This window comes from Erwinia sp. JUb26, assembly GCF_003751505.1.
Classification (GTDB): domain Bacteria; phylum Pseudomonadota; class Gammaproteobacteria; order Enterobacterales; family Enterobacteriaceae; genus Erwinia.
In genome coordinates, this window is sequence record NZ_RJVB01000007.1 from 55,508 (window position 1) to 79,968 (window position 24,461).

Annotated in this window: 26 protein-coding genes and 1 riboswitch; of the genes, 19 read left to right on the forward strand and 7 right to left on the reverse strand. The window is 56.2% G+C overall.

The window, feature by feature from the left end; genetic code table 11:
• Positions 1 to 32: 32 nt before the first annotated feature.
• A complete protein-coding gene (gene ompC / locus EC836_RS17680) occupies positions 33 to 1,145 on the reverse strand; it encodes a porin OmpC (RefSeq protein ID WP_123335536.1) in 1,113 nt (370 codons plus the stop codon).
• Between the two features lie 301 nt (positions 1,146 to 1,446).
• Between ompC and proB the strand changes: the two genes are divergently transcribed.
• The 4 genes from proB (at position 1,447) to EC836_RS17700 (ending at position 6,571) form a co-directional block, all read left to right on the forward strand.
• The gene (gene proB / locus EC836_RS17685; RefSeq protein ID WP_123335538.1) at positions 1,447 to 2,550 is read left to right on the forward strand and encodes a glutamate 5-kinase; all 1,104 of its coding nucleotides are present in this window, start codon (positions 1,447 to 1,449) and stop codon (positions 2,548 to 2,550) included.
• A gap of 9 nt (positions 2,551 to 2,559) precedes the next feature.
• Entirely contained in the window at positions 2,560 to 3,813 is a 1,254-nt protein-coding gene (gene proA / locus EC836_RS17690) for a glutamate-5-semialdehyde dehydrogenase (RefSeq protein WP_123335540.1), read from the forward strand.
• Positions 3,814 to 5,006: 1,193 nt separating this feature from the next.
• Entirely contained in the window at positions 5,007 to 5,636 is a 630-nt protein-coding gene (locus EC836_RS17695) for a LysE family translocator (protein WP_123335542.1), read from the forward strand.
• Positions 5,637 to 5,815: 179 nt separating this feature from the next.
• Positions 5,816 to 6,571, forward strand: a complete 756-nt coding sequence (locus EC836_RS17700; RefSeq protein ID WP_123335544.1) for a glycosyltransferase family 2 protein — start codon at positions 5,816 to 5,818, stop codon at positions 6,569 to 6,571.
• A gap of 307 nt (positions 6,572 to 6,878) precedes the next feature.
• Here EC836_RS17700 and EC836_RS17705 read toward each other — a convergent pair whose 3' ends face one another.
• Entirely contained in the window at positions 6,879 to 7,661 is a 783-nt protein-coding gene (locus EC836_RS17705; protein ID WP_123335546.1) for a DeoR/GlpR family DNA-binding transcription regulator, read from the reverse strand.
• Between the two features lie 309 nt (positions 7,662 to 7,970).
• Here EC836_RS17705 and gatZ point away from each other — a divergent pair, with 309 nt between their 5' ends.
• From gatZ to EC836_RS17735, 6 genes are read left to right on the forward strand one after another with little or no spacing between them, the layout of a single operon-like run.
• The gene (gene gatZ / locus EC836_RS17710; protein ID WP_123335965.1) at positions 7,971 to 9,266 is read left to right on the forward strand and encodes a tagatose-bisphosphate aldolase subunit GatZ; all 1,296 of its coding nucleotides are present in this window, start codon (positions 7,971 to 7,973) and stop codon (positions 9,264 to 9,266) included.
• Complete coding sequence (gene gatA / locus EC836_RS17715; RefSeq protein WP_123335548.1) at positions 9,259 to 9,717, forward strand: PTS galactitol transporter subunit IIA; 459 nt, start codon at positions 9,259 to 9,261, stop codon at positions 9,715 to 9,717. The genes gatZ and gatA overlap by 8 nt, the downstream gene beginning before the upstream one ends.
• Positions 9,718 to 9,753: 36 nt before the next feature.
• Complete coding sequence (gatB, locus tag EC836_RS17720; protein WP_105590718.1) at positions 9,754 to 10,038, forward strand: PTS galactitol transporter subunit IIB; 285 nt, start codon at positions 9,754 to 9,756, stop codon at positions 10,036 to 10,038.
• A gap of 4 nt (positions 10,039 to 10,042) precedes the next feature.
• Positions 10,043 to 11,416 (forward strand): PTS galactitol transporter subunit IIC, encoded by a 1,374-nt coding sequence (locus tag EC836_RS17725; protein WP_123335550.1) that lies wholly within the window; start codon positions 10,043 to 10,045, stop codon positions 11,414 to 11,416.
• Positions 11,417 to 11,455: 39 nt separating this feature from the next.
• Positions 11,456 to 12,520 carry a galactitol-1-phosphate 5-dehydrogenase gene (gatD, locus tag EC836_RS17730; protein ID WP_123335552.1) on the forward strand — a complete coding sequence of 355 codons (1,065 nt, stop codon included), beginning with the start codon at positions 11,456 to 11,458 and terminating at the stop codon, positions 12,518 to 12,520.
• Positions 12,520 to 13,374 (forward strand): tagatose bisphosphate family class II aldolase, encoded by an 855-nt coding sequence (locus tag EC836_RS17735; protein WP_123335554.1) that lies wholly within the window; start codon positions 12,520 to 12,522, stop codon positions 13,372 to 13,374. The genes gatD and EC836_RS17735 overlap by 1 nt, the downstream gene beginning before the upstream one ends.
• 65 nt (positions 13,375 to 13,439) lie before the next feature.
• Here EC836_RS17735 and EC836_RS17740 read toward each other — a convergent pair whose 3' ends face one another.
• Entirely contained in the window at positions 13,440 to 14,258 is an 819-nt protein-coding gene (locus EC836_RS17740; protein WP_123335556.1) for a shikimate 5-dehydrogenase, read from the reverse strand.
• Positions 14,259 to 14,364: 106 nt separating this feature from the next.
• Between EC836_RS17740 and EC836_RS17745 the strand changes: the two genes are divergently transcribed.
• The 7 genes from EC836_RS17745 (at position 14,365) to EC836_RS17775 (ending at position 20,831) form a co-directional block, all read left to right on the forward strand.
• Positions 14,365 to 16,128, forward strand: a complete 1,764-nt coding sequence (locus EC836_RS17745) for an SgrR family transcriptional regulator (RefSeq protein WP_123335558.1) — start codon at positions 14,365 to 14,367, stop codon at positions 16,126 to 16,128.
• Positions 16,129 to 16,190: 62 nt separating this feature from the next.
• Positions 16,191 to 16,263, forward strand: a riboswitch (Fluoride riboswitch).
• A gap of 81 nt (positions 16,264 to 16,344) precedes the next feature.
• Positions 16,345 to 16,722, forward strand: a complete 378-nt coding sequence (crcB, locus tag EC836_RS17750) for a fluoride efflux transporter CrcB (protein WP_123335560.1) — start codon at positions 16,345 to 16,347, stop codon at positions 16,720 to 16,722.
• Between the two features lie 161 nt (positions 16,723 to 16,883).
• Positions 16,884 to 17,141: a DUF1471 domain-containing protein gene (locus tag EC836_RS17755; RefSeq protein ID WP_123335562.1), complete on the forward strand. Its 258-nt coding sequence runs from the start codon at positions 16,884 to 16,886 to the stop codon at positions 17,139 to 17,141.
• A gap of 11 nt (positions 17,142 to 17,152) precedes the next feature.
• Positions 17,153 to 17,353: a DUF1656 domain-containing protein gene (locus EC836_RS25145; RefSeq protein ID WP_158612800.1), complete on the forward strand. Its 201-nt coding sequence runs from the start codon at positions 17,153 to 17,155 to the stop codon at positions 17,351 to 17,353.
• Positions 17,353 to 18,210, forward strand: a complete 858-nt coding sequence (locus EC836_RS17765; protein ID WP_158612801.1) for an HlyD family secretion protein — start codon at positions 17,353 to 17,355, stop codon at positions 18,208 to 18,210. The genes EC836_RS25145 and EC836_RS17765 overlap by 1 nt, the downstream gene beginning before the upstream one ends.
• A 9-nt stretch (positions 18,211 to 18,219) precedes the next feature.
• Positions 18,220 to 20,034 carry an FUSC family protein gene (locus EC836_RS17770; RefSeq protein WP_123335568.1) on the forward strand — a complete coding sequence of 605 codons (1,815 nt, stop codon included), beginning with the start codon at positions 18,220 to 18,222 and terminating at the stop codon, positions 20,032 to 20,034.
• On the forward strand, positions 20,031 to 20,831 hold the full coding sequence (locus EC836_RS17775; RefSeq protein WP_123335570.1) for a helix-turn-helix domain-containing protein: 801 nt from the start codon (positions 20,031 to 20,033) through the stop codon (positions 20,829 to 20,831). Before EC836_RS17770 ends, EC836_RS17775 begins: the two co-directional genes overlap by 4 nt.
• Here the strand turns inward: EC836_RS17775 and EC836_RS24870 are convergent.
• The gene (locus tag EC836_RS24870; RefSeq protein WP_199735228.1) at positions 20,828 to 20,998 is read right to left on the reverse strand and encodes a hypothetical protein; all 171 of its coding nucleotides are present in this window, start codon (positions 20,996 to 20,998) and stop codon (positions 20,828 to 20,830) included. The two genes, EC836_RS17775 and EC836_RS24870, sit on opposite strands and share 4 nt — an antisense overlap.
• Before the next feature lie 230 nt (positions 20,999 to 21,228).
• Between EC836_RS24870 and EC836_RS17780 the strand changes: the two genes are divergently transcribed.
• Entirely contained in the window at positions 21,229 to 21,459 is a 231-nt protein-coding gene (locus EC836_RS17780; RefSeq protein ID WP_123335572.1) for a hypothetical protein, read from the forward strand.
• A gap of 94 nt (positions 21,460 to 21,553) precedes the next feature.
• Here the strand turns inward: EC836_RS17780 and EC836_RS17785 are convergent, their stop codons facing one another.
• Together EC836_RS17785 and EC836_RS17790 are read right to left on the reverse strand one after the other, a co-directional pair.
• Positions 21,554 to 21,808 (reverse strand): hypothetical protein, encoded by a 255-nt coding sequence (locus tag EC836_RS17785; RefSeq protein ID WP_123335574.1) that lies wholly within the window; start codon positions 21,806 to 21,808, stop codon positions 21,554 to 21,556.
• Between the two features lie 193 nt (positions 21,809 to 22,001).
• On the reverse strand, positions 22,002 to 22,205 hold the full coding sequence (locus EC836_RS17790; RefSeq protein ID WP_123335576.1) for a KTSC domain-containing protein: 204 nt from the start codon (positions 22,203 to 22,205) through the stop codon (positions 22,002 to 22,004).
• A 358-nt stretch (positions 22,206 to 22,563) separates the two neighbouring features.
• Between EC836_RS17790 and EC836_RS17795 the strand changes: the two genes are divergently transcribed.
• Complete coding sequence (locus EC836_RS17795; RefSeq protein WP_123335578.1) at positions 22,564 to 22,758, forward strand: hypothetical protein; 195 nt, start codon at positions 22,564 to 22,566, stop codon at positions 22,756 to 22,758.
• Between the two features lie 64 nt (positions 22,759 to 22,822).
• On the opposite strand, the gene EC836_RS17800 is transcribed toward EC836_RS17795, so the two are convergent.
• Positions 22,823 to 24,403, reverse strand: coding sequence for an ABC transporter substrate-binding protein (locus tag EC836_RS17800; protein ID WP_123335580.1), 1,581 nt, complete (start codon positions 24,401 to 24,403; stop codon positions 22,823 to 22,825).
• Positions 24,404 to 24,461 lie beyond the last annotated feature (58 nt).

Below are 24,461 nucleotides of genomic sequence, written 5' to 3' on the forward strand. Positions count from 1 at the left end.
AGACACAACGAGGGGTGGTACAGTTTTACATCTTAGAACTGGTAAACCAGACCTACAGCAACAACGTCGTCGGTGTTCAGAGCCAGTTTGTTGTCGTCTTTCAGCTGGTTAATTTTGTAGTCAACGTAGGCGTTCATATTCTTGTTGAAGTAATAGGTTGCGCCCACATCGATGTATTTCACTAAATCTTCATCGCCGATACCGTTCTCGATATCTTTGCCTTTGGTCTGGATGTAGCCCAGTGACGGACGCAGACCGAAGTCGAACTGGTACTGCGCCAGCAGTTCCACGTTCTGAGTTTTGTTCGCCATGCCGCTAACGGAAGAACCGGTCACGGTGCTGGTGCCGCTGATTGGCGTCATGTTACGGGTTTCAGAGTAGATAGCCGCCAGATACAGGTTGTTGGCATCGTACTTCAGGCCCGTACCCCATGAATCCGCTTTGTCGCCGTGGCCGTAAGCCTGCGCCTGCTGGTTGTTGGTGCGGTCAGAAGAGGTGTAGGCACCGCTGATGCTCACGCCGCTGTCGCCCAGTGCGTAAACCAGTGAACCGCCGTAACCGTCGCCGTTCTGGCGCGCTACGCTGGTACGGTCGTTAGCGCCGCCCGCGTCGTTTTTACCCTGATACTGCAGGGCGAACTTCAGGCCATCAACCAGACCGAAGAAGTTGCTGTTACGGTATGTCAGCACGCCGGTAGTACGCGCTGTCATGAAGTTATCGGTACGTGCAGTACCGTCACCACCGAATTCCGGGAACATATCGGTCCAGGCTTCCACATCGTACAGTACGCCGTAGTTACGGCCGTAGTCGATGGAGCCGTAGCTGCCGAATTTCAGACCGGCGAACCCCAGACGGGTTTTGTTACCGGTCTGCGCATCGGTGCTTTCGGTGTTGTTAGTGTTGAACTGGTATTCCCACTGACCGTAACCGGTCATCAGGTCGTTAATCTGGGTCTGGCCCTTGAAGCCAAGACGAACGTAAGATTTGTCGCCGTTGTTTCCAGCGCTGTCGCTGAAGTAGTGCAGGCCTTTCACTTTGCCGTACAGATCCAGTTTGTTGCCGTCTTTATTGTAAACTTCAGCAGCCTGAGCGGCGGTGGACAGGGCCAGTGCGGCGGTTAAAATTGCCAGTGCGCTTTTCTTCATTGCTATCAATCCCGAAAGAGTAAAGTTTATGTCCCTTCATACTCCAGACGGCTGCGGGGCAGACTTCGACTGAACTACTTTGGACTAAGTGGCCCGGAGGCTCTTCTAAGGCACGAACGTTTTACCTTTTCTGTATTAAAGTTTTATTACAGTTTTAAACATTTCTTGTTAATCACGAACTTTTCGACTAGCAAATGGTCAGGGCTTTTTCACGCTTTTCCCCGCCTGGCTGTTGGCTTCCTGCACGACTCCTGTTAAAACGTTTCTTTGCACTCTTTTATGACAAAAACGGCAGGAAATAATGAGCAGCAGCCAGACCCTGGTGGTGAAACTGGGGACCAGCGTACTGACCGGCGGATCGCGTCGGCTGAATCGGGCCCATATCGTTGAGCTGGTGCGTCAGTGCGCACAGCAACATGCGGCTGGCCACCGGATTGTTATTGTTACCTCGGGCGCGATGGCGGCCGGGCGTGAACATCTGGGCTACCCCGAACTGCCGCCCACCATCGCCTCAAAGCAGCTGCTGGCTGCGGTGGGGCAGAGTCGTCTGATCCAGCTGTGGGAACAGTTGTTTTCCATCTATGGCATCCATATTGGTCAGATGCTGCTGACGCGTGCCGACCTGGAAGATCGTGAGCGTTTTCTTAACGCCCGCGACACCATGCGCGCGCTGCTCGATAACCATATCGTCCCGGTGATTAACGAAAACGACGCGGTGGCTACCGCCGAAATCAAAGTGGGCGATAACGACAACCTGTCGGCGCTGGCGGCGATTCTGGCCGGTGCCGATAAGCTGCTGCTGCTGACCGATCAGCAGGGCCTGTTTACCGCCGATCCGCGCAATAATCCGGAAGCGGAGCTGATTAGCGACGTTCATGCGATTGATGACGCGCTGCGTGCGCTGGCCGGAGACAGCGTTTCCGGTCTGGGCACCGGCGGCATGACGACCAAACTGCAGGCGGCGGATGTGGCCTGCCGCGCGGGCATCGACACCATCATTGCCGCAGGCAGCCGTCCGGGTGTGATCGGCGATGTGATCGCCGCAACGCCGGTTGGCACGCGCTTTCATGCCTTTGCCACCCCGCTGGAGAACCGCAAGCGCTGGATCTTTGGTGCGCCGCCAGCCGGTGAGCTGGTGGTGGATGACGGTGCGCTTGCCGCCATTCTGGAGCGCGGTAGTTCGCTGCTGCCGAAGGGGATTCGCGAGATTAGCGGCAACTTCTCCCGTGGTGAAGTGATCCGCATTCGCAGCCTGCAGGGGCGCGATGTCGCCCATGGCGTGTCGCGCTATAACAGCGATGCCATGCGAATGATTGCAGGGCATCACTCCCAGCAGATTGGCGATATTTTAGGTTATGAATATGGTCCGGTTGCCGTGCACCGCGACGATATGATTGTCAGCTAAGGAATACCAATGCTTGAGCAAATGGGTAAAGCGGCCAAGGCCGCGTCATATCAGCTTTCGGTGCTGTCTACCGAACAAAAAAATCAGGTGCTGTTGACGATCGCCGACAGCCTGGAAGCACAGAGCGCGGAGATTCTGGCCGCTAACGAACTGGATCTGGCCGATGCACGTCAGAACGGCATGAGCGCCGCGCTGCTGGACCGCCTGATGCTGAATCAGGCGCGCCTGAAAGGCATTGCCGACGATGTACGCCAGGTTTGTCATTTGGCCGATCCGGTTGGCGTGGTGATTGACGGCGGCAAGCTGGACAGCGGTCTGCGCATTGAGCGCCGCCGCGTGCCGCTCGGCGTGGTGGGCGTGATTTATGAAGCGCGCCCGAACGTCACCGTTGACGTTGCCAGCCTGTGCCTGAAAACCGGTAACGCGGTGATCCTGCGCGGCGGCAAAGAAACCTATCGTACCAACGCCGCTACCGTGCGGGTGATCCAGAATGCTCTGCAGCAGCACGGCCTGCCTGCGGGCGCAGTTCAGGCGATTGAAAGCCCCGATCGCGAGCTGGTAAACCAGCTGCTGAAGCTGGATCGCTACGTGGATATGCTGATCCCTCGTGGCGGGGCCGGTTTACATAAGCTGTGCCGCGAGAATTCAACCATCCCGGTGATCACCGGCGGCATCGGCGTCTGCCATATCTATGTCGATCGCAGCATCGAGCAGGAAGCGGCGCTGAAGGTGATCGTTAACGCCAAGAAGCAGCGTCCAAGCGCGTGTAACTCGGTGGAAACGCTGCTGATTGATGCCGCCATTGCCGACAGTTTCCTGCCTGTGCTGAGCGCACGGATGGCCGAAGAGGGGATTACGCTGCACGCCGATCCGCGTTCGCTGCCGCTGTTGGAAAGCGGCCCGGCAAGCGTCAGCGCGGTGACCGATGCGCAGTACCGCGACGAGTGGCTGGCGCTGGATTTGAACGTGAAGCTGGTGGACGATCTGGATGAGGGCATCGCTCATATTCGCGAGTACGGTACCCAGCATTCCGATGCGATTCTGACGCGCACCATTCAGCATGCCGATCGTTTCGTTAACGAGGTGGATTCTTCAGCGGTCTATGTGAATGCCAGCACTCGTTTTACCGACGGAGGCCAGTTTGGTCTGGGAGCCGAGGTGGCGGTGAGCACGCAGAAGCTGCACGCGCGTGGACCGATGGGGCTGGAAGCGTTGACCACGTATAAGTGGGTGGCGTTTGGGGATGATACGATCCGCGGGTGATTGGCTGATTGCCCGGAGCCTGTGCCAGCCAGCACTTTAGCTGGCTGTTTAATGCCGTTTTGGAAACGATCGGAGTCTGCGCAGGCTGGCGGCTCCTCCGTCGGGCGGGTCCTCGCGCCGCTTTGCGGTGCCTTCTCTCCGTTCGTCAGCCGGCCGGACCGCCACAGACGCGCGTCCTGCGCGGCTGTGGCTTTCGCCCACGTCCGTGTGGGCGAATCCTGGCTTCCTCGCTGCGTTCAGCGCTGTGGATTGCCCGATCGTAGGAGCCGCCAGCCCACTCTTTGGCTATCGTGTTGCCTGACTGATTAATCCTGAACTGGTGATGGTTGAACTTTCAGCCTGTGCTTCAGCTTTGTGTTGTCTGACGGTTTGATTCCGTGTTGGCTGTGTTCGGAGCCTACGCAGGCTGGCGGCTCTTCCGTCGGGCGGGTCCTCGCGCCGCTTTGCGGTGCCTTCACTTCGCTCGTCAGCCAGCCGGACCGCCACAGACGCGCGTCCTGCGCGGCTGTGACTTTCACCCACGTCCGTGTGGGCGAATCCTGGCTTCCTCGCTGCGTTCAGCGCTGTGGATTGCCCGATCGTAGAAGCCGCCAGCCCGCTCTTTGGCTATCGTGTTGCCTGACTGTTTATTCCTGCGTTAGTGATGGTTGAAACTGCCTGCCTGAGCTTTGAGCTTTGAGCTTTGAGCTTTGAGCTTTGAGCTTTGAGCTTTGAGCTTTCGTGTTTCCTGGTAGTTTATCTCGCGTCAATGATGGTCGAAAATTGTCAGCCAGTGCTGTAGATTTTATCTGTCTGGTGTTTAAAGTTGTCCTAAAGCAGCAATGCTATAGCTTGAAGGGGATCGACCTCTGCGGCTGACGGGTAATCCGCAGCGCTGAGGTGCAGGCTGCGGGGCCGGAGATGGCCGCATGGACGCGGACATCAGGCCTGGCGCGGGCAGGACGCCCGCTCCAGGCCGATCCGTAAGGCCCGCAGCCGGAACCGAGGGTACCGCGCAGGGCGCGGCGCGAGGACCGCCCGGCAGCCGCAGAGGTCGAAACCCGATCTCCGAGCGATGCCGAGCTTGGGCCTATTTGCAGAAGGCGATCCCCGCTCCCCGGGAAATGCCGAAATCAGGCCTATTCGCAGAGGTCGAAACCTGATCTCCTGCCAATGCAGAACCCTGAACGTAGCCGATACAAGGACCCGAACTCATGATGACACTCAGCCAGATCCTGCCGTTTGCCGCCGTCTCTCTCGGCATGGTACTCACGCCCGGCCCCAACATGATCTATCTGATCTCCCGATCGCTGTGCCAGGGCCGACGGGCGGGATTCACCTCACTCACTGGCGTGGCGCTGGGCTTTATGTTTTACATGCTCTGTGCCGCGCTGGGTATCACCGCACTGGTGATGGCGGTACCGCTGGCGTATGACGCGCTGCGTTTTGCCGGGGCCGCTTATCTGCTGTGGATGGCGTGGCAGGCGATTTTTGGCGGCAAATCCCCCTTTGAGGTGCGTGAACTCCAGCCCGACAGCCCGCGAAAATTGTTTACCATGGGACTGCTGACCAACCTGCTGAATCCCAAAGCGGCGGTGCTGTACCTCACGCTGCTGCCTCAATTTATTCGCCCCGAGTCGGGCAATGTCCTCGGGCAGTCGATGACGCTGGGCTTTACCCAGATTGCGATCAGTATGCTGATCAACGGCCTGATTATTTTTGCTGCTGGCTCGATTGCCGCATTCCTCGCCCAGCGCCCAGGCTGGCAAAGAGCACAGCGCTGGCTGATGGGGATGGTGCTGGCGGGTTTAGCGGTGAGAATGGTCGTGGATAGCAAACGCTGAGTGTTTTCACGCATCAGTCCGGCATTTTTTGTTAATTTAGGAAATGGACATATCCACTATACTCCGCGGGTTTTTCGTTTGTATTTTTTCGGGAAAAATCACCTGAATTTTATTTCTCCCGGATTGTAAGATTTTTGCTCTTAGGGAATAAGAGTGTATTTAATTCAATAGAGGGATCTATGCTGTCAGTTTGTCTGCTTACCTGTAATTCAGAACGTCTGCTAAATGACGTAGTGAAATCCTTAATTCCTGTTGCCGATGAGTTTATTGTGATTGATTCCGGCAGTAACGATCGTACGCTGGAAATTCTCGAAAACTTTGGCATCACCAGCCACTATCATGTCTACACCACTCACGCACAACAGATGAATTATGCCGTCTCGCTGGCTAAAAATGACTGGGTGCTTTGCATGGACAGCGATGAAATTCTCAATGACGACACTATCGCCGACATCAGAAGGATCAAAGAAGAAGGTTTGAATAATAAAGGTGTTGCTTACTGCCTTCCTCGCTACTGGTACGTGCTGGGTCAGCCGGTGCGCACAATCTACCCGGTTTCCTCTCCTGATTTTCCCGTCCGGCTCTATCATCGGCAGCGCGTGAAGTTTAACGATCGCCCGGTTGACGATGCGGCAGAAGGGGATGTGCAGCGGCAAGTACTAGCGGGCCGCGTCAGGCACGATACATTTTATTCCCTGCATGAGGTGTTTAATAAACTGAATGTTTATACCTCTCGCGCAGTGAAATATACAACCATCAGGCCGTCATTGAGCCGGGGAGCATTAAGCGCGTTTGGTGCCATGTTTAAATGGTATTTTCTGAACGGATCGTGGAAAGACGGAAGGGTGGGACTTGTGACCGGCGTGTATGCCGTTTCTTACAGCTTTCTTAAATATTTTAAAGCCTGGTTTTATGCTGCGAAAAATAAGCAGTAAGCGCGATGACTGCTATTAGTTAAATAACGATGAAACGACAGTAGCCGGTATACCATCATTGATAAAGCTGTTTCGGCACGGGTATCGGTATTTACACGGCGCTTGTACAGGCATTTCAACCACCGATTTGACTGGAGACTAAACTGCCTGTACGGCAGTAAACTACTCAACAGCGCCGTCACTATCACAGCAACGTTTCTAAGCTGCCTGTACGGCAGTGAACTGCTCATACATCTATCCTGCCGACCGCAGTCATTTTTAAGCTACCTGTTCGGCACCCCAATCAATTTCTTTAGTCGGCCAGAAGCTAAACCAGAATCACCTTCTTACCTTTTTTCTTCAGGCTGTTAACCGTGTCTTCCGGTGCTTCGCGGTCGCTGATAACGGTATCGATTTTCTCCACCGGCAGCACGATGTTGTAGCCCTTACGGCCAAACTTCGTCGAGTCGGTCAGCACGATCACCTGCTGCGCCGCTGCAGCCATTACGCCGCTGATGGCATAGCCTTCGTTAAAGGTAGTGATGCCGTTCTCATCATCCAGTCCGTCCGCGCCGACAAACATCAGGTTGGCCGACACGTCACGCAGCGCGTATTCGGCAATATTACCGTGTAGCGAAACGGTTTTATGCCGCAGGGTGCCGCCGCAGATTACCAGGGTGATGTCTTTATTTTCAAAAAGAATATTCGCCGCGGGCAGGCTGTTGGTGATCACCGTAATGCTGCTCATCGCCACCAGTTCTTCAGCCAGCAGTTTAGTGGTGCTGCCGCTGTCGAGGATCACGGTATCTCCTTCCCGCACCAGCTTTGCTGCCTCAATGGCGATACGCCGTTTCGGATCGGCAGCCAGCTGGTAGCGATCGGTCAGGCTGATCTCGCGGGTTTCCACTGTGGTTTCGGCTGGAGCCGAACCTTCTTTGCGCGCGGCACCGCCATGAAAACGGCTGAGCAGCCCGCGTTCTTCCAGCAGTCGCAAATCGGCCCTGACGGTCACTTCCGTCACTCCCAGCCTGGCGGAGATATCGTTCACCAGCACGCTGCCGGTGCGGTTCACCATTTCGATTATTTTGTTTCTGCGTTCGAAGGTATTCATCAACACTCCTTTGAGCTGGTCGAAGAATCCTAAAACGAAAGGAATAGAAAGTAAAACAAAAATCTCAGGATTGTGAGCATGCACCGAAGCTGTAGAGGTTCGCGACAACGCCCCTGTCGCTAACTTACTGTTTTGGCGATATAAAAATCAATTCGTACATCAATTCTTCGGTATATTAACCAAAAGAAAGAAAACGAAAGATAAAGAATGGTTTCGAAAATAAATAGATCACGATCACACAACGAAAGGAAAGAGATTGTGCCGTTTGCGAAAATTAACGATTGTTTACGCATACTTTCGGAGGACGTGATGAAAACGATAATTCAGCAACATAAAGACGGTCTGGACTGCGGTATCTGCTCCGTGTGTTCTGCTCATCCCCTGGTGATTGAAGCCGCACTGCGCTTCGATCTCGACAGCCAGCGGCAGGTTTTGATCGAGGCTACCTCAAATCAGGTTAACCAGTTCGGCGGCTACACCGGCATGCGTCCGGCTGCCTTCCGCGATTACGTGCTGGCGATTGCCCGGCGCGTCGGCTTCCCTGAACAGCGGCTGATCCTCGGTGGCGATCACCTCGGACCCAACTGCTGGCAGCATGAGCCAGCGGAACAGGCGATGGAAAAATCCCGGGTGCTGATTGCGGAATACGTACAGGCCGGCTTCAGCAAGATCCATCTGGATGCCTCGATGTCCTGCGCAGAAGATCCGGTGCCATTGCTGCCGGAGACCGTCGCGCAGCGCGCCGCCGAACTCTGCCGTATTGCCGAAGAAACGGCAACGCCACAGCAAAAAGCGTTACTGACCTACGTAATCGGCACCGAAGTGCCTGTACCGGGCGGTGAAGCCTCGGCCATCCATGAGGTCCACGTTACCCGCCCGGAAGATGCGGCACACACGCTGGCGTTGCATCATCAGGCCTTCCGTGAAGCCGGTCTTGAACAGGCCATTCCGCGCATTATCGGCCTGGTGGTCCAGCCGGGCGTGGAGTTTGACCACAGCAGCGTGATCCATTACCAGCCGTCGCAGGCACGGGCGCTGAGCGAGTTTATTGACTCGACGCCAGTGGTGTATGAAGCACACTCCACCGACTATCAGACCCGCAGCGCCTATCGTGCACTGGTGAAAGATCACTTTGCCATTCTGAAAGTCGGCCCGGCGCTGACCTTCGCGCTGCGCGAAGCGATTTTTGCCCTGGCCAATATCGAAAAAGCGCTGGTTGCACCTGAGAAACAGAGCCAGATCCTTGCTGTAATCGACCAGGTGATGCTGGACGAGCCGGGCTACTGGAAAAAATACTATCGCCCGGCGTTCAGCCAGTCGCTGGTGGATATCCACTACAGCCTGTCGGATCGCATTCGCTACTACTGGCCGAATGGCCGTATCAGCGATGCGCTGAGCGCGTTGACTGAAAATCTTAACCAGCAGGCAATCCCGCTGGGGCTGCTGAGCCAGTATCTGCCCAAGCAGTTCGACCGCGTGCTGACGGGCTCCCTTGCCGCAGATCCGCACTCGCTGATTATCGACAAAATCCAGGACGTACTGCGCGACTACGCGTGGGGCTGTAACCCTGAAGTCACCCAACCAAAAGAGGTAAGCCATGCATGACTACCGTCTGATCGTCTCTTCGGCGATGAATTTTTCCAGCGCCACCGATGCCCTGCGGCATATCGGTGAGCGCATGGTGCAGGAGGGGCTGTGCCGCGCCAGCTATCCTGCCGCGCTGCTGGAACGAGAAGCCACGTATCCCACCGGGATTGCGCTTGATGGCCATGCGGTAGCGATCCCCCACTGCGATGCTTCGCACGCCATTGCACCGGCTATCTATCTGATCCGCCCGGAAAAAACGGTGGCGTTTCAGCAGGCGGATGATGACGGCAGTATCAACGCCGAGCTGATTATTGCCCTGGTGGTGACCCACCCGCAGGAGCAGCTCAAGCTACTGCGGGCGCTGTTTGGCCAGCTGCAGCAGCCGGAGTTTATCAGCAGCCTGCTTAACGCGGCGGAAGATGATGTCGCGCACTGTTTTAGCGAACGAATCCTGGCTGCTGCGGCATAACGTTATCCCTGACCCTGCAAACGGAGAATAAAAAAAATGAAACGCAAAATCATTGTTGCCTGCGGCGGTGCCGTTGCTACTTCGACGATGGCCGCTGAAGAAATTAAAGAGCTGTGCGATGAGAACCACATTGAAGCCGAGCTGGTTCAGTGTCGGGTGAACGAAATCGAAACCTACATGGACGGCGTCCACCTGATCTGTACGACGGCGCGCGTCGATCGGCAGTTTGGAGATATTCCCGTGGTACACGGCATGCCGTTTATCTCCGGCGTGGGTATCGACGCGCTGCGGGATAAAATCCTGACCATTCTGCAGGGGTGATCTCATGTTTACGGAAATAATGCGTTATATCCTCGACCTCGGACCAACGGTGATGCTGCCTTTTGTGATTATCATTTTCTCCGTCAGCCTGGGGATGAAGGTGGGGGATGCGTTTAAGTCGGGCCTGCATATTGGTATTGGCTTCGTCGGTATCGGGCTGGTGATTGGGCTGATGCTTGATTCCATTGGTCCTGCCGCCAAAGCGATGGCGGCCAACTTCGAAATCGGTCTTGAGGTGGTGGATGTCGGCTGGCCGGGGTCGTCACCGATGACCTGGGCGTCGCAGATTGCGCTGATTGCCATTCCTGTCGCCATTGGCGTCAACATCCTGATGCTGGTGACCCGCATGACGCGGGTGGTGAATGTCGATATCTGGAATATCTGGCATATGACCTTCACCGGCGCGATGGTGCACATTGCCACCGGCTCCTACTGGCTGGGCATGCTCGGCGTGGTGGTTCACGCGGCGTTTGCCTACAAGCTCGGTGACTGGTTTGCCCGCGACACGAAAAACTTCTTCGATCTCGACGGCATTGCCGTGCCGCACGGCACCTCCGCCTATATGGGGCCGATTGCGGTGCTGGTGGATACCTTGATCGATAAGGTGCCGGGTCTGCGCCGTATTCACTTCAGCGCCGACGATGTGCAAAAGCGCTTTGGCGCCTTCGGTGAGCCGGTGACGGTCGGTTTTATCATGGGGATCATTATCGGCCTGCTGGCGCATTACGATGCGAAAGACGTGCTGCAGCTGGCGGTAAAAACCGCCGCGGTGATGCTGCTGATGCCGCGAGTGATTAAGCCGATTATGGATGGCCTCAATCCGATTGCGAAGCATGCCCGCAAACGTCTACAAGCACGTTTTGGCGGCCAGGAGTTTCTTATCGGACTCGACCCTGCGCTGCTGCTGGGACAGACCTCGGTGGTTTCTGCCAGCCTGATTTTTATCCCGCTTACTATCCTGATTGCGGTGGTGCTGCCGGGGAATAAGGTCCTGCCGTTCGGTGACCTGGCGACCATCGGCTTCTTTGTGGCGATGGCAGTGGCGGTGCATCAGGGCAACCTGTTCCGCACGCTGATTTCCGGTACGGTGATCATGAGCATCACTCTGTGGATCGCCACCCAGACCATCGGGCTGCATACCCAGCTGGCGGCCAACGCCGGTGCGCTGAAGGCGGGCGGGCAGGTGGCTTCGATGGACCAGGGCGGTTCACCGATCACTTACCTTCTGATCCAGCTGCTGACCTGGCAAAACGTCACGGCGTTGGTGGTGATTAGCCTGATCTACCTTGCCGGTGTGTTGCTGACGTGGCGCCGCGCCCGCAGCTTCAGCACCCCGCCGGAACCCACGCTTTCCAGCTCTAAAACCCTGTCTGAATAAACTGCGGGGGGAGATCCCCCGCCATTCTGGAGTTCACTCATGAAATCTGTCGTGATACACGCCGGAGGCAGCGTTACGGTTGAAGAAAGACCGTTGCCTCAGATTGAAGCCGCTAATGATGTGCTGGTTGAGGTGATCAGCTCGGGGCTGTGCGGCTCCGACATCCCGCGTATTTTTCACCACGGTGCGCATTTCTATCCGATTACCCTCGGCCACGAATTTTGCGGACGAGTAAGGCAGACCGGCGGCGAGGTCGATGATTTACAGCCCGGCAATCTGGTTGCCTGCGTGCCGCTGCAGCCCTGCTTTCAGTGCGAAGAATGCCAGCGCCAGCTGTGGTCCCAGTGCCGCCACTACCGGTTTATCGGTTCCCGCAGCGACGGCGGCAATCGTGAATTTATCGTGGTGCCGCGCAGCAATCTGTTCCTGCTGCCGGAGAACACCACGCCGACCGAAGGCGCCTTCTTCGAGCCGATGACCGTCAGCCTGCATACAATGCAGCTGGCCGGCGGCTGCGAAGGCAAAGAGGTGATTATCGTTGGTGCGGGTACGATCGGCCTGCTGGCGATGCAGTGCGCGAAGGCGCTGGGCGCACGTTCGGTCACGGCGATTGATATCAACCCTGAGCGGCTGGCGCTGTCGCAGAAGCTGGGCGCGGACTACACCTTTAACAGCGCGGAAATGAGCGCCGCAGAAATCCGCACCGCGCTGGACTCACGCCGTTTCGATCAGCTGATACTGGAAACCGCCGGCAGCCCGCAAACCGTGGAGCTGAGCATTCAGATCGCCGGGCCGCAGGCGCAGATCGGCCTGATCGGTACGCTGCATCGCGATCTGCCGCTGAGCAGCGGCACCTTCGGCCTGATCCTGCGCAAGGAGCTGCGGATTCTCGGCAGCTGGATGAACTATTCGGGCCAGTGGCCCGGCGTGGAGTGGCAGCAGGCCGTGCGGCTGTTTGAGCAGGGGTCGATCGACCTCTCTTCGCTGATTGCGGTCCAGGCCGCGCCGCAGGATTACGCCGAGGCGGTCAGCGCGCTGGCGGGCAAACCGATGAGCGGAAAAATCATGCTCGATTTCTCAGTCACGGATAAGGAGCAGGCATAATGTATCTGGTTTCTAATCGTACGATGCTGCTCAACGCGCAGCGTGAGGGCTATGCCGTACCGGCATTTAACGTTCATAACCTGGAGACCGTGCAGGCGATTGCCGAAACGGCAGCGGAGCTGCGTTCGCCGGTGATTATGGCGGGCACTACCGGTACCTGGAACTACGCCGGACTGGAGTATCTGGTGGCCATCTGCCAGCAGGCGGCGAAAAAGTACGATCTGCCGATCGCGCTGCACCTCGATCATCATGAGGATCTCAACGATATCAGCCGTAAAGTGCATGCCGGAGTGCGATCGGTAATGATCGATGCCTCGCATTATCCCTTCGCGCAGAATATTGAAAAAGTCCGCGATGTGGTGCGCCTGTGCCATCGTTACGATGTCAGTGTCGAGGCCGAGCTGGGGCGCCTGGGCGGGCAGGAAGATGACGTGATCGTCGACGAAAGCGAAAGCTTTTTCACCGATCCGGCCAAAGCGCAGGAATACGTCAGCCGCACCGGGATCGACTCGCTGGCGGTGGCGATCGGATCGGCACATGGGCTGTATCAGGGGGAGCCAAAGCTGGATTTTGATCGGCTGGCGAAGATCCGCGAACAGGTGGATATTCCGCTGGTGCTGCATGGGGCGTCGGGGATCCCGGAAGCGATGCTCAGGCGATCCATTTCTCTCGGCATCTGCAAGGTGAACGTGGCCACCGAGCTGAAAATCGCCTTCTCCGGCGCGGTAAAGGCCCACTTCAACGCGCATCCCGGGGCCAGCGATCCGCGCGAATATATGGAGCCGGGCAAGCAGGCGATGAAGCAGGTAGTGGCGGAAAAAATCAGAATCTGCGGCAGCGAAGGGCGCATTTAGCCTGGCCGACCGACTACCCGCGTAACGAGCGTAAGGCAGAGTACCCTGGCTGCCTCTAATGAGTGTTACTGCCGGGAGTAAGCCGCAGCTTCCCTGAACAGCGCATCGTCGGGACGGATGCCGGTATACAGGGCAAACTGCTCCACCGCCTGGATGGCAAACACCGCCGCGCCGGTAATCACGGTTTTATCTTTCTCCCGCGCGTAGTGCACCAGCGGGGTGATTTCCGGCAGCGCCACGACTTCAAAAATGACTTTGGCCGCGTCAACCTGGCGCGGTGTGAACGACATCAGTTCTGCTTCCGCGCTGCCGCTCATGCCGGTCGGCGTGGCGTTAATCAGCAGGTCGGGCTGGAGGTCGCCCAGATCTTCACGCCATTCAAAGCCGTACAGTGCCGCCAGCTCGCGTCCGCTTTTCTCATTGCGGGCAATAATATAGCCCTGATTAAATCCGGCATCCTTCAGCGCTGCCGCCACGGCTTTGGCCATGCCACCGCTGCCGCGCAGGGCGAAGGTCAGCCCGGGATCGACCTGATGCTGCTTCAGCAGGCTGGCAATAGCGATGTAGTCGGTATTGTAAGCCTTCAGATAGCCGTTGGTGTTCACGATGGTATTCACCGAATCAATCGCCTTCGCCGACGGATCCAGCTCATCGACCAGCGCAATGACGTCCTCTTTAAACGGCATGGAAATCGCACAGCCGCGAATGCCCAGCGCCCGTACGCCGCCGATAGCAGCGGGTAGATCGGTGGTGGTGAAGGCTTTATACAGGTAGTTGAGATCCAGCGCGTCGTAGAGATAGTTATGGAAGCGGGTGCCAAAATTTCCCGGGCGGGATGCCAGCGACATGCATACCGTCGTGTCTTTGTTCAGCTGTCGGGTCATGGATGCGGTCCTGTGATCGATGAAGGAGGATTGCCGTTCGGTGCAGAATGGACTAAAAAGGTGAGATTAAAAACAGCTGGATTTTCTCGCTCAAGGTTCCTCTTTTATGTACGGTCAACGACTTGAACACCACTACCTGCGGCTGCTGACGCTGTTTCCCGCTCGCGAAGCCGTGACAACCCTGCAGGCGCTGGCAGATTCGCTGTGCTGCAGTAAGCGCCATATGCGGGCACTGCTGGTAAAAATGCAGAGTGAGGGCTGGCTGAACTGGCAGGCTGCGCCGGGGCGCGGTCGGCAGGCACAGCTGAAGCTGCTGCGCGATGAGCAGCAGCTTAAAGTGGAAAAAGCGGATCGTTTACTGGAAACGGGGAACCTTGCCGCCGCCGTTGAGCTGCTGGGCGAGGAAAAAAGCCGCCTCGCCAGCCTGCTTCGTACCCGGCTGGGCTATCGCATTGATGATGACTATCAGTCGCTGCGTATTCCTTATTACCGCGAAATGCTGAACCTCTGCCCCGGCACGCCGCTAAGGCGCTCGGAGAACCATCTGGTGCGGCAAATTTTTAGCGGACTGACGCGCATCGATCCGCAAAGCGGCGAAGTTGAAAGCGATCTGGCCCACCGCTGGCGTCGGCTGGATGCGCTGCGCTGGCGTTTTTTTCTCCGCCGCGGCGTGCGCTTTCACGATGGCCGTGAGATGACCAGTGAAGATGTGGTTGCCTCGCTCTCCCGCAGCGCGGCGCTGCCGTTATTTTCACATATTAAACGGGTGATGGCGGAGGGCACGCTGAGCGTGATCGTCGAACTGCACCACGCCGACGATCGGCTGCCGCTGCTGCTGAGCGATCCCGCCGCGCTGATCCTGCCCGCCGATCGCGAGCGGAACGATGATTTTGCCGCGCACCCGGTCGGTACCGGCCCTTACCGGGTGATCGAAAACGATCGCTGGCACCTGAAGATGCAGGCATTCGAGCACTATTTTGGCCTGCGCGGGCTGCTGGATGAAGTCGAACTCATCGTCTGGCCGGATGTCGCTCATGCGGCGGCCAGCGAACAGTTTATACCCGCTGGCCAGCCCGCCGCGTGGCTCAGTTCCAGCATCAGCGATATCGCCTATGTTTCCGGCGAGGCCGAAAAGTTTACCGGTAAGCCCTCCGAGCCGCTGGCGGAGATGTTTCTGGAGCAGGGCGGCTATTTTCTGCTGTGCGACAGCCGTTCGCGCCACTGGCAGGCCATCGAACGGCGGCGCTGGCTGCGCGAAATTCTCAGCCCGTGGCAGCTGGCATCGCAGCTGGTGGAATCTATCAGGCCGCTGTGGGTGCCAACGGGCAGCCTGCTTCCCGCCTGGTTTCACTGCATAGATGAGGGCCGCAGTGATTCCCCGTTTGCCGCCGCTGAATCGCAGCCTCACGGCGCCGTGCTGCGGCTGGCATGCCATCGGCAGCATCCTGAATACGCGATGCTGACGGCGATGATACGGAAAAACCTGGCGGCGGAAGGGATCGCGCTCGATATGGTGGAGCTGGACTACCCGCAGTGGGCGAGCGGCGAGGCCGAGGTCGATTTGTGGCTGGGTACGGTGAATTTTCCCGTGCCGGAGCAGTGGAACGTCGGTGCCTGGCTGCTGGGCATGCCGCTGCTGCAGCCGCATATCTCCGGCGGCGATCCCGAACGATTTCAGCTCTGGCAGCAGCAGTGGCGCGACGGCACGATCGACTCCCGCCAGTTGGTGCAGCAGGTGGTCGGCGCAGGCTGGCTACAGCCGCTGTTCCATCACTGGATGCGGTTGAAGGCCCCGGAGAACGCGCAGGGGATCCGTCTGAATAATCTGGGCTGGTTTGATTTTCAAAGCACCTGGATGGAGCCGGAATAGTCGCCGGGGGCGCGGTCGCCGCAGCCCGCTGTTGCAAATGCGGCAATGACTGATTATCTTGTGGTTCACAAGGTGATGGTGTTCCACCTTTCCCAACCGCCCTGCTCGCAAGGGGCTGATGACGCCTGATAACCCTGACCGTTAACACGAGGTCGGCGTGTCAGGTCATGCGTTTTCTGCCCGCTGGCACCCCGCCTCGAAAGTGCTGAGGATTGTATGCTGAAACCTTTACTGGCCGTAATGATTGGCGGCTGCGCCGGCTGTGTGATCCGCTGGCTGCTTGCCGTGCGGCTGAATTCCCTGTTTCCTAATCTGCCGCCCGGCACGCTGCTGGTTAACCTCGTGGGGGGGCTGATTATCGGAGCCGCAATGGCGTGGTTTATCCGTAATCCACAGCTGGATCCGGCATGGAAGCTGCTGATTACCACCGGCCTGTGCGGCGGCATGACCACGTTTTCCACCTTCTCGCTGGAGGTCGTTACGCTGCTGCAGGCGGGAAACTACCTCTGGGCGCTAACGTCCGTTCTGGTCCACGTCATCGGATCGTTGCTGATGACCATCGCCGGTTTCTGGCTGGTATCACTGCTGTTCTGAATAAAGCCGGTGCACTGCCTTCAGGGCAGTGCATTTGATGCGGTTCCTTCGTCGCTGTCTGAAAGTCAGTATTTGCTGTCCGAATAACGTTATTAGTAAATATTCGGACATGGAATAATGGCTGTATTCAGATTTACCTCAACGACGATAAGGAATCGGAAATGAAAGGAATGATATTGCTCACCTCTCTGTTGTTCACTGTTTCAGCTTATTCTGCCAGTGAAATATCCAGGGTGGATGATATTTCCCATCATGAAGTTAAATGCGGGGTGATATCCGTTTCCCGTATTGATGCCACATCGGATGAACTGATGAAATTACTCTCAAAGAAAAGTGATGCATTGGGATGCCGATATTTCGCTATCACCTCATTCGAATCGGAAGGAAACAGTCGTGCCACCGCCGTGGTGTATCACTGAGACCATCATTAATGCGCGATATTATTTTTTTTGGAATAGCCTTCCCCTGGATTTTAGTCGCTGCCCTGCTGGGGTGGTGCGGTTATAAAACGGCGATGTGGCTAATGACCGAAAGCGGCCTTCAACGCGGAGCGGGGCATCGGCCATGGCTAAATATGGTCTGTTACTTTCTGTGCTTTTGCGTGTGCTATCTACTGCCGGGAGGCTGGTGATGTCAGCAGCAAAAAACCGACTGCTTACGATGCTGCTGCTACCGCTGGTCTGTTTCGGTCTGTGGCAGGTGTGGAATCGCGAACAGAAGGATAACTGGACCCGTGATGGCCGCATCCGTGCCGATGTGGTTATTCCAGCCAGTGAAGTCAACGGTCGACTTAATCGACTGTGGGTAAAAGATAATCAGCAGGTGAAACGCGGCGATCTGTTATTTGAAATTGATGACGGAGATTATGCTATTGCACTGGAAAAAAGCAAAGCCTATAAAGAGTCCGCCAGAATAACCATGTTAAAGATGTCTGAAATATCACATCGCCGTGAAAGTTTGACCAATAATGTTGTGAGTAAAGAAGAAAAAGAAAATGCCAGGCTGGATTACCAGCAGGCCATCGCGAATTACCACGTAAGCGAACAGCAATACCGTCAGGCATTGCGGAATATGCATCAGACGAAAGTCTATTCTCCGGTCAACGGCTTTGTCACCAATCTGCTGGTTCAGCAGGGGGACTATATTAACGTCGCGCAGCCGGTTATGACCCTGGTAAATGCGGAGAGTTTTTATGCCTACGCCTATTTTCAGGAGGGACAAATCGCGGCCATACATCCCGGTCAGTCAGTTCGTATTACCCTCTTGGGTAGCGATATTACGCTGCACGGTACGGTAGAAAATATCGCTCGCGGTATTGTCGATCACAGCAATCAGGGAAGTGAAGGTACCCTGCATAATGTGAATCCGACCTTTGACTGGGTGCGTTTGCCGATGAGGATCCCGGTGCGCATTGCTCTCGATCTCCGCCACCTGCAGGGAACTACGCTGGTGGCCGGGATGACCTGCACGGTGGCAATACAGCCCTGAGGAGCGCATATGTCCACGTTTAACCCGGCTCATCGTCGAACTCTGCTGCGCGTACTGCAAATCACCTTCGCGATTGTCTCTATCCAGTGGCTGTCGTTTTACTTTGATATTGAGGGCGCTTCAACGGCGGTGATGAGTGCGATTGTGGTCACTCAAACCTTTGTTGGCGGGCTTTATCATAAGGCGACTAACCGCATCTACGGCACGGTTCTGGGGCTCGGCGCTGGGATGCTGTCAGCCGCGCTGTTTCCGGAAAGCCCACGGACCTGGCTGGTATTGACCTTACTGTGGTTGGGCAGCATGACGTTTATCGCCAGTATCGTTCATTCTGACCGGACGTATCTGTTTCTGTTAGCGGGCTATACCTTTGCTTTTGTTGGTTTTCCCGTGCTGGTGGATCCCGATCGGGTCTGGCAGATCTATCACGATCGCGCGGCTAACGTGCTGTTTGGCGTGGTGGTGATGGTTGTCAGCAGCGCGTTGATCTTCCCGCTTTACCAGAAGCGCCATACGGCCCGGCCGCTGGCCCGGCTTTATCATTCGTTGTTGTCTGTCAACCGCAGTCTGAAACATGGGTATAGCGTGAGTGCTAAACGCCTGAACCATTTACTGGCGAACCTCGCTTTGCCGATTGCTCACCGGCAAAGCCTTCGCCATGAATATCAGCTGAGCGGCCGTGAAGTTAAGGCGCTGGATTCTTATCTGTTTATTGCCATCAGGCTGTTTTTTTTAACTTCCCTGCTAAGAAAATGTTCACCCGGTAAAGGCCGCTTCTTCACCCGGCTTTATGCGGAGTTTCAGCAGGAGCTGGAACAGCTGACGCATTACAAAAAATACCGTCTGCATCCTCCGGCAGGATTCAGGTTCGGCGTGTTTAACTTTCAACAGCATACTGATGTACGTCAGGCAACGCGCAGAGCACTCCGTACCGTCGCCACCACGGTCCTGCTGCTGGCCATCTGGTATCAAAGTGCCTGGGCCGCCGGGCAGGTCATGTTGACCTTCGGCGTCATCTATATTGTGCTGCTTTCCTCTGCCCAGCTGCCTGAAAAAACGGGTGCAGAAGCGTTAAACGGTACGCTGCAGGGGATACTGCTGGGGTGGGTCTGGCTACAGTGTGTTTACAGTAGCGTAGCCCTGGCAAGATACCCCGATCTGTACTTTCCGGCTCAGCTGCCGGTGATTATTTACGGGGCGCAAATGCTGGCGCGTGACGCCCGTATGATGCGAGGGATTACGTTGCTGACCACCTTTTACTTTGTCGCCCCTCCGCTTAATCCCCCGCAGTTTGATTATTCTGAATTTATCAATAACGCGACCGGTTGTTTTGCCGGGATGCTTGGTTTTGCCCTGGGCATCAATCTGATCCTGCCGGAAAAGCGCACGGTGCGTCTGTCCGCGTTACTTTTTCAATCCCTGCGTGAATTGCGCTACACCCTGTCTCATCCCACGCAATGTCCGGCCGACAAACTGATTCTGCTATACGATCGCTGGGTGCGATTTTCAGGAACGGTCAACCGCAGTGAGGAACTGTTTGCCTTTATCACCAGTCTGGGATCGTTGCAGCTGCTGGTCAGTCAGTGGCAGCAGAGCTTCCCACAAACGTGGCGGGTGGCTTCAGGGCCGCTGCGGGCTCAGGTTGAGCGCTGGCTGTCCACGAAGCGCTGTGACTTTACTTGTGCGGACGAGGCGTTCTGGGATCAATGCCTCAGCGGGGTCGCTAAAAATGACGATTCGGACGGGGCTGAATTATTCCTGGCCCGGCAGCTTTGCCTGGACCTGGGACGGGCCTGGCAGGCGCTCAGCAGTGAGGAACGACGATGAGCAAAATAGTCGCGGCGGAGAAGATCTCGACGCTGCTGGATCCTGATACCGAACTGATGAAAAGTATCTCCATCCTGAGCCAGGAGATCACGGCGAATACCGAAGTGGAGCTGCACCGGCACAGCTGGGGACAGTTGAACGTCAGCGATGGCGGGGTGATGGAGATTACGATAGAGAATCAGCGGGTTTTAACCGCTCCCTGGCAGTTTGCCGTCTGGATCCCTGCCGGGGTGAGCCACTGTAGCTTTAACCGGAAAAATATCGACTATTGTTCGGTTTCCTTTCCGGCGGCCATCGCACTGAAGCTTCCGTCTCAGGCCTGCGTGCTGCCGCTGTCCGGCATTGTGCGGGAAATTATCCGCGATCTCCGCCAGCGGCAGATCAAACAGCTCACCCGGCCACAGGATCTGACCTTAGGGCAGGTGCTGGTGGATCAATTATTACAGCAAACGCCATCGGGGACGTGGTTGCCAACGACGGACGATCGTCTTATCAAGCCCGTTATTGATGGCCTCAGACAAAATCCGGGGGACACGCGATCGCTGGCTCAGTGGGGGAAACTGGTTTATGCCTCGGAAAAGACGCTATCCCGGCGTTTCGTCCAGCTGATGAATATCTCTTTTCGCGAATGGCGCGGCCGCTTGCGTTTTCTGACCTCGCTGTCCATGTTGAAAAATGCGATCAGCGTACAGGAGATTGCTTACACGCTGGGCTACAGCAATCCCTCTTCATTTATTGCCATGTTTCACAAGGCGACAGGAATGACGCCTGAAAAATATCGGAAAGAGTGCCTTTAGCGATACACCTCTCCGCAGAGAAGCACCGCCGTTGGGCGACGTTCGTGGATCCGTTCTGCCATCTGCTCACACGCCACTCGCGTGGGGAAGATATGTTCTGATACCGGTAGTGCGTCACAGGCATCATGACCGCAGGCGCTGACGAGTAATACGAAGCCAATTAGCATTGCTCACTCCTTTGGCAGATTGGGGTCACCATTAGTATAGGTGATAAGCGACACAATAGCCTTCAGGACCCGTATCCCGCCAGTGATTTCAACAGGCTACCGCACATTCCCGTCAGTGCTGCGATTCGCATTTTCATCACTGATGTGGTGGTTATCACGATTGTTCCGACTCTGGTGGGAAACGCGCGCAGATACGCTATGCTTTAAAAACAACCAACGAGGAGGAGACAATGATCGGCGAAACAGATTTACCTATCTCTAGCGAAGATGAAGTGTGCAATATCATCGGCAAGGCAGTGGTTGACCTCAGCGTTACCGGACAGCCCGTCAATAAAGCAACGCTTGGACTAAAGCTGCTCTCTATGGCCGACCAGGATAAAGATGACGAACGTATTTTACTGTACTGGATTGCCCGCAGGGCGATTAATCAGCCGCATAAATTTGCGGAGGCAGGTTACTGACACTGCCGGCAACCGGTGCGACTGCCACCGGAGTCAGCGGCCCGCCCGGCATCAACCGGGCGGCCATTGCAGCCGTAATTAAATCCTACCTTTTTTAACGCTTATCACGATCCACGACGATCTCCGCGGGGCAGTTTTCATCTGCCTTGACCTGACGATATTCCGCCTTGCCCTGATAAACATAAATACAGGCGCGTCCTGCCTCGCCGCCGTTCTGCTCCTGACTCAGCGAAACGGTGACCTGCTCCGCCTGGCTGTTAAGCGGCACAAGGCTGCATGCCAGAATGAGCAGGATCGGGGGCAGGGATAGACAGGCGCGTAAATTCGCGTGGCGGTGGCGCGGTGGCATCGGACGTCCTTCTGAAACGGAATGTAACCTGAGGTAAATCTCTATTGATGGGGCTATTTTAACGCATTGTGCCGGTTAGCACAGTTCAAACGCAGGCCTAAATAAATTTTCTGTGAGAAAGGCGACAGAGAAGAGGGCGGGGGTCGGTGCTGGGCGTTGAACGGCGAGGTAAATCACCCCGCCGGGAGAGAAATTAGTGCTGCGGATACCGCTGCTTTATGTGTTCGTAAAAAAACAATCCCTTCGACGGGGCGGCCATTAAGAAATGCCAGGCGGTCAGGGGGACGTTGTTGTAGGTCAGCGTTCCATGCTTCAGCGTTTCTACCTCAAGGACCCGTTTTTCCACGTCATAGGCTACGGTTCGAATAACGGATGAGGCGACGGACTGTCTTTTCATTCTGTACCTCTCAGCTGTCAGTGGTGGTTAAAATTTAGACTACCGAGAGAAAATTGGCATTGTTTTCGATCAATTATTTATTATTTTTAGATCCAAAAATAATCAGAGAAAGGAAAAAATTACCTCGGAAAGTGGAAATCCAACTGCACTTTCCGAGGCTATGCAAATGCATAATACGTTACGCGGTTCACTTTAATGATTTTTTTCATTCTGTACAGGTTTATTTTTATTGTACAACTTTGTTCGGCTGAGGGGAGTGAACCAACAGGGTGGGTGTTGCAGACTTTACGGCGACAAAAAGGGTAACGAAAAAAGGCTAAACTTGCTAAAGTTTGCTTTTCACTGAGTTGGGATTTTTATGTCGAACGAAATTGCACATCCATCCAGCAGCCCGAAACAGGCTGCCCTTCAGTTGGTTATAGAACTGGTCCGTGCCGGTAAACTCAGCCCGTTACAGGGTGATGCCAGTAACATGATCTCGATTTATGAGCAGTTTAAAGCTCACTTCGAAGCGGATAAGAACAAGCACTCCTCGGATTCTGCGATCTCCTGAATGGCGTGACCGTTTATCCCTGCGGGTGCGGCAGCCGCCGTACCCGCTATCACCCCGGCCCGTGTTACTCCTTCTTACTTACGCGATCGAAGTAGAGCAGGCTGACGCCAATTCCCTGATACGCGCCCTGAATCTGTTTGCCCAGTCCCACCTGTTTTTGCCCCTGTAGTGCGACCACGTACGGTGAATTCTGCTGAATATCCGTTTGCAACTGCTGATACAGCGCCGTGCGCTTCTGCACATCGCTTTCGGCTGCCGCTTCCCGCGTGCGCGCGCTCAGATCCGGAATCGTCCAGCCGACGCGCCAGGCCAGCGTTTTTGGCCCGCCGGGAACGTTATAAGCAAAGGTGCTGGCGTTACTGTTGGCGTCCACATAGTCCGCGCCCCAGTAGATAAAGATCGACTGGAAGTTACGGCCGCGCATTTTGCTCCACAGTTCGGCCTCCGCCACCGGCTGAATATCCAGCTGAATATCGGCTTTGGCAAAGCTGGCCTGCAGCGCCTGCGCCACATCGCTGTAAGGCGGCTGGTTGACGATGGTTAACGCAAAGCGGGTGCCCGGTTTTATACCGGCCTTCGCCAGAATCGATTTGGCTTTTGCCACATCGTAGTGGAACGGTTCGTTGGTCAGCGCGCCGTCAAAGCCCGCAGGCAGGAACGTCTGATGTACCTGATACTGCCCTTTCAGCAGCTGTTCGGAAATTGACTTATAGTCCACCAGCCAGCGTGCGGCCTGCCACAGCGCCGGGTTGCCCAGCGCGGGCTGCTGCTTATCCTGGGTATTGAATCCAAGATAATAAATCAGGCTGGAGGGGAAGCTGGCGACGTTAACCTTGCCCTGCTGCTTGAGAGTGGCGAACTGGTCGGCACCGAGATCGTAGGCCACGTCCGCATCACCGTTTTCCAGCAGCAGCCGCCGCGATCCGGCGTCGGTGACGCTTTTCAGGATCACGCGCTTGAGGTGCGGCGGGGTCTGCGCATACGGGTTCTGTTCCAGCACCAGCGCCTGCTGCGGCACATAATTGCGGATGCTGTAGGCGGCGCTGCCCGCAGAATGAGTATGCAGCCAGGCATTGCCCAGGTCATCGCCCTGTGCGTGCTGCTGTACCAGCTTGCTGTCCACGACCGAGGCGATTGGCGAGGTCAGCAGGCGCAGGGCAAGGTCCTGGCCAATCGGTGAGACCCAGCGGATTTCAATCTGGTTGTCGCCGTGAGGGGTGAACTGCGCATCGATGTTTTCCGCCGTCCAGCCGAATTCCGCCAGGATAAACGCCGGGGTTTTATTTAGCTTGACGGCTCGGGTCAGCGAGTAGATGACATCCTTGCTGGTCACCGGATTGCCGCTGGCGAACTTCGCGCCGGGTGCGAGGGTAAACAGCAGGCTGTGTTCGCTGCTGCCCGCCTGCCATTCGGTCGCCAGAGAAGGCGCGAGTTTGCGCGGGTCGTCGATATCCGGCTTCAGCAATGTTTGGTAGACATTAATCAGGCTACTGGTGCTAACGGTTTCGAAACTCTCAGCGGGGTCGAAGCTGATAATACCGTCGAGGGAGATGGCCACAATCAGCGTATCGGCAGGCGTTGCCGCCTGCGCCGTGTGTCCGAAAACCAGAGCGCAGGCGAGCGCCAGAGGAGCAATTTTTCGCATTACCATGTCCTGAAATAGTGGGATATATCAGGACTATAGGCGCGTGATGCGCGATCGG